The 4,806-nt window shown below is 39.2% G+C and carries 5 protein-coding genes and 1 other RNA gene; 4 read left to right on the top strand and 2 right to left on the bottom strand.

Going from position 1 to position 4,806, the window contains the following annotated elements:
• The 3 genes from DBR11_RS00805 to ssrA form a co-directional block, all read left to right on the top strand.
• The coding region (locus DBR11_RS00805) for a DUF1573 domain-containing protein (protein ID WP_146186434.1) at positions 1 to 237 on the top strand (237 nt) is incomplete at its 5' end.
• 63 nt (positions 238 to 300) lie between these two features.
• A complete protein-coding gene (locus DBR11_RS00800; RefSeq protein ID WP_108549704.1) occupies positions 301 to 1,503 on the top strand; it encodes a pyridoxal phosphate-dependent aminotransferase in 1,203 nt (400 codons plus the stop codon).
• A 66-nt stretch (positions 1,504 to 1,569) separates the two neighbouring features.
• Positions 1,570 to 1,936, top strand: a transfer-messenger RNA (tmRNA) gene (gene ssrA, locus DBR11_RS00795).
• A 167-nt stretch (positions 1,937 to 2,103) separates the two neighbouring features.
• On the opposite strand, the gene DBR11_RS00790 is transcribed toward ssrA, so the two are convergent.
• On the bottom strand, positions 2,104 to 2,289 hold the full coding sequence (locus tag DBR11_RS00790) for a hypothetical protein (RefSeq protein WP_108549703.1): 186 nt from the start codon (positions 2,287 to 2,289) through the stop codon (positions 2,104 to 2,106).
• 123 nt (positions 2,290 to 2,412) lie between these two features.
• Positions 2,413 to 3,084, bottom strand: a complete 672-nt coding sequence (locus tag DBR11_RS00785; RefSeq protein ID WP_108549702.1) for a hypothetical protein — start codon at positions 3,082 to 3,084, stop codon at positions 2,413 to 2,415.
• A gap of 326 nt (positions 3,085 to 3,410) precedes the next feature.
• Here DBR11_RS00785 and DBR11_RS00780 point away from each other — a divergent pair, with 326 nt between their 5' ends.
• Positions 3,411 to 4,628, top strand: coding sequence for a Shedu anti-phage system protein SduA domain-containing protein (locus tag DBR11_RS00780; protein WP_108549701.1), 1,218 nt, complete (start codon positions 3,411 to 3,413; stop codon positions 4,626 to 4,628).
• Positions 4,629 to 4,806 lie beyond the last annotated feature (178 nt).

The raw sequence follows: 4,806 nt of genomic DNA, 5'->3' as shown, positions 1-4,806 counted from the left end.
AACGTGGGTGAAACACCGCTCATCCTGACAGATGTACAGACCACTTGTGGTTGTACAGTTCCTGAATACACCAAAACTCCGGTACAAAGCGGTAAGACAGGTGTAATCAAAGTGACCTATAATCCAGCCGGTGCTGCCCTTCCTTTCAGCAAGAGCATTACCATCACTTCAAACGCAAAAACAACAACTAAAGTTTTGTACATTAAAGGTGAAACCGTTGCCGGATCAACCAAGTAAAAATTTAACTTAATTTTTTAAATTAAAACCTCGTTAATCAACGAGGTTTTTTATTTTTGTGACATGCCAAAAATATCCGAAAAAGGAGTTCAGATGCCTGCATCTCCTATCAGAAAACTCACCCCCTTTGCTGATCAGGCAAAGAAAGACGGTAAAAAAGTATATCATTTAAATATAGGTCAGCCAGACATTGAAACGCCGGAAGGCATGCTGAATGCCATTAAGAACATTGACTTTAAAGTTTGGGCGTATACCCCATCAGAAGGCACTTTGGCTTATCGGTTAAAATTGACCGAATATTATAATAAACTGGGGTATAACATTACTCCTGAAGACATCCTGGTTACCGTTGGAGGTTCTGAGGCAATTACCATTGCCATGCAGACTTGCGTAAACGAAGGTGATGAAATCATTATCCCGGAACCTTTCTATGCCAATTATAATGGATTTGCCTGCATGAGTAATGTGGTGGTAAAACCTATTCTGTCTTATATTGAGAATGGCTTTGCCCTTCCGCCTATTGCAGAGTTTGAGAAACTAATCACGAAAAAAACCAAGGCTATTATTATATGTAATCCAAATAATCCAACCGGTTATTTATATTCTAAAGAAGAATTGGAAGCATTAAAAGCTTTATGCTTAAAATATGACCTGTTCCTGTTCTCTGACGAAGCTTACCGCGAATTCTGCTATGACGGGCGGGAATTTATTTCTCCTATGCACCTGGATGGCATTGATGACAATGTAGTGGTTATGGATACCGTATCTAAAAGGTACAGCGCCTGTGGTGCCCGCCTGGGTTGTCTGATCACGAAAAACAAGGAAGTGATCAAATCAGGATTAAAATTTGCACAAGCACGCTTAAGTCCAGGCATGGTAGAGCAAATTGCCGGAGCAGCAGCAGTAGACACACCTGATAGCTATTTTGAAAAAGTAAATAAAGAATATACCTTAAGAAGAGATACCTTGGTATCCCGCTTAAATGCAATGGGAGGTGTAGTTTGTCCAAATCCTGGTGGTGCATTTTATGTAGTCGCTAAATTCCCTATAGATGATGCCGACAAATTCTGTCAGTGGATCCTGGAAAGCTTTGAGCATGAAGGACAAACTGTCATGATGGCACCAGCAACCGGATTTTATTCCAGCAAAGATTCTGTAAAGAATGAAGTACGTATGGCTTATGTATTAAACACCGACGACCTGAATAAAGCCATGGATTGTTTAGATATTGCTTTAAAACAATATCCTGGCCGTAAATTGGCATAATTTTCGTAACTTTGTATGCTGATGACAGAAGGGAGTAGTTAAACCTCAGATCATCAGCATAGTACTGGGGCCGTTTTGGATTTGACAGGGTGGCGCTGAGTATGTAAGCATGCAGTGCGTTGTACGGAGAGCACTTTAAAGAGAACGTTCACACTATAATTGGCGAAAATAACTACGCCTTAGCTGCCTAATTTAGAATTAGCCTAGCTTTTGTCCCTCTAACTGCTGCATTGTTAGGTTAGAATCCGGGGCATCGAAATAATAATGCTGGCAATTGTATGGTGCGATGCAGTTGCGAGATAAAGCATCTAAGGAGACAAGCAAGGTCGGCTACCAGCCCGTTTGCTCCCGACAATTAATTGGAAGATAAGCATGTAGAAGGCATAATTTATCACACAACTGGACAAGGGTTCGAACCCCTTCGGCTCCACAAGAAAACCCCTATATCACTGATTTACAAGTAGTTAAATCTTTGAAATAGGGGTTCTTTTATTATTAGCTAATTTTTCAAAACACTGATAATCAAGCAAATAAGAGTTCGACTCCCCTCTCACATATGATCATCCTTTCGACAAAAATCACAACCGATTGATTATCAAATCAATAATCATCATTTAACGGATCCTTATCTTCATTAAGCTCCCTCAGAATCATATCTGTGATCATTTTTGCAATTAAATTCAATACAGCTTCGGTTTTCATTTTTTCGGAATCGCTGACAAGCTTGTCTATTTGATGCTTAATATCAACAGTTGACTCAATTCTTTTTGCTTTTCTCTTTTTCATAATTCTAGTTTTATTTAGAAGTTATAAAAAAGGAAAAGCATCAGCTCAGCAAAACATTCACATATGATCTCAGTGACCATCCAGAAGGGCAGAACTACTAATACCCTACTTTAAAAACATGAGTTATTCATTAACATCGAAGAACATGATGGTATGTTCATCATCTATTTGGCAGATTTCTGATATATCTGCCAGAGTTCCTATTTCGATATCTAAGGGTTGGTCAGTCGGATTGGTGATAAATATTCTGAACTCCTTCTGAAACCTATAGCTAACATCCTTTTCAAAGACCGTTTTAGTACCGATGAATTTGGAGAAATCTTTATATCCTACAAATCCATGCCGGGCAGAAAAATTTAGGGCTGACAGCCGCTGGCCAACTCTTTTGATAAACTCTTCAAAATCTTTAATTACCAGGTAGTGATCTCCGAGTTTTAAGCATTCTTCTGGTATAATAAACTCCTTATTAAGTCCTTCTTTATCGAGTCTGAAGGAATAAGTACAAAACAGGTTGCCCGGAGATACTTCATAGCTTTTTTGAACCACACCAGTATGGGCAGTTCCAACTAACTTATATTCACTATCAGGCGCGTCGACATCCTTGATGCGAATTTCGGCACCGTCAATAGTATGCAGATAGCTTACTTTTTCCAAGGGGTCACCTCGGTGGCACTCATCTTCGAGATCGGCAAAATAATTCAGTGGTTTACAATGCAGGTGACCTTTATCTCTTAAAGCTTCGAGATGCTCCAGTTTGCCAAACTTGAGTAGCGCAAAATATGTGTGTTCGGGCATAATTGAAATGTGATAATCAAATATCTGAAATTTAATAATGTGTTTTTGATCATAATCAAGAGATGTAGCATTCTTTCCTTTTTAGAAGGTTTCTGTAGATCCAACCCAACCTCGCTCAACTTGATATGACTTCAAAAATTCACCAATATCCTACTCAAGGAGGAAGGTTTACTTAAATAGCACGTTGAACCTCCCAAAACAAAAAAGGGAAGCGCCTGATCCTTTCCGTGATCTAAAATTACTGTCCACTCATCATCTCTGAACTACCACATCTTATCGGCTCAAATACACTCAAAACTGTCTGAAATATTCGGTAACTTTATTCGATGCTAAATATCAACGAACTCACCCGTTTTCTCTCTTTCAAAATTGCCGAAGAATACTGGCAGCCACTTGCTACGTATTTAAAAGAGCACGAAGTATTAAATGATACCTTTACAAAATTCCTAATCAACCCTGAAAAGATCATTATCTATCTCGGTAAAAACCACATGGGGATCGAATATTTAGGAGACCCTCAAGGGTCGCTGGACAGTTGGGAACTCAAGATACAACTTGTTGATTACACCACTGCAACCAATGAGCTCATTGATAACATAATCGGTTTTGAATATGATGATAGCAGCTCGCACAAGTTTAGAATGCCTTTACCACCATTCACCGAAGACCTGATCCTACCTACTAACAGGGGGATGGACAAATTAGGAGAACTCAAATGGAATTTTGGCGCTCAAAATGGGATCATCGGACTGAATACTTGTGGAGTAGGCACGACAACAGGAAGTTTTCATCGCATTGTCAATGGGCTTTTCTTTGATGCCGGTCCTTTGGGTCTTAAAACCAGACATATCAAATGGCTGGACTTACTTCCCCTAACCCTTGATGATAGCCACCCCCAACAGGATGAACTGAAGATCAATATGGGGTACCTTAAAGGGTTAGTTGAGCATGATGCCCAATATAAATATCCGCTTCCTGCAACAGCCGATTACAAATACAATAAATTACCCCAGATCAACCGTTTCATTGAACTTATTGCTGATCGCAACAATTCAGAAACTAACATAACCAGCTTCCTAGAAAAACCGGAAAACCAGTTTATCTTGAGTATGGGTTTTCTGGGTAAAAAAATCCACCCGCAACTGGAATTTCAGTGGCAAAGTGCCAACCTTCCCTGCATCAAACCAGATTTCATGATCGAGAAGCCAAATGGCTTTGCAGACATCATCGAATTCAAACTTCCCTACTTAAAAGGTGAGACTGTCGTCGGTAAAGTCAACAGGGAAACTTTTTCAGCAGAAATTAATGCTTACATCTCCCAAACCAGAAAATATAAAACTTACTTTGATGACCCTAACAATAGGGCCTGGGCGAAAGAGAACTACAACATCCAAGTTCATTATCCAAAACGAATACTTGTGGTCGGGCGCAGAGTTGACTTCAAAACAGACGAATGGAGAGATATCATTAATGATTACCGCGACATCGAGATCATGACCTTCGACGACCTGATCGATGGCGTAGTCGCCCAATTTTACATGTAAATTCAACGCCGATATACTTCAAAATATAAATCAAAAAATATTCTCTATTCCATTAACTAAAAAGTCGCCACAAAACTACTTATATAAATAAAATTAACAAAACATTATTCAAACAACCAAAATGTACTGTAGATGAGCAGCAACGACAAACTGCAGTTATATCATTTTTTTGCAATAC

It is taken from the genome of Pedobacter sp. HMWF019 (assembly GCF_003061025.1).
In the GTDB taxonomy this organism is placed as follows: domain Bacteria; phylum Bacteroidota; class Bacteroidia; order Sphingobacteriales; family Sphingobacteriaceae; genus Pedobacter.
Note: the sequence above shows the minus strand (reverse complement) of the source record. Positions and strands in the feature narration are given on the sequence as shown.

Excerpts from the sequence above, each read along its gene's own strand:
- DBR11_RS00800 (WP_108549704.1), top strand. The coding sequence starts at position 301 with ATGCCAAAAATATCCGAAAAAGGAGTTCAGATGCCTGCATCTCCTATC.
- DBR11_RS00790 (WP_108549703.1), bottom strand. The coding sequence starts at position 2,289 with ATGAAAAAGAGAAAAGCAAAAAGAATTGAGTCAACTGTTGATATTAAG.
- DBR11_RS00785 (WP_108549702.1), bottom strand. The coding sequence starts at position 3,084 with ATGCCCGAACACACATATTTTGCGCTACTCAAGTTTGGCAAACTGGAG.
- DBR11_RS00780 (WP_108549701.1), top strand. The coding sequence starts at position 3,411 with ATGCTAAATATCAACGAACTCACCCGTTTTCTCTCTTTCAAAATTGCC.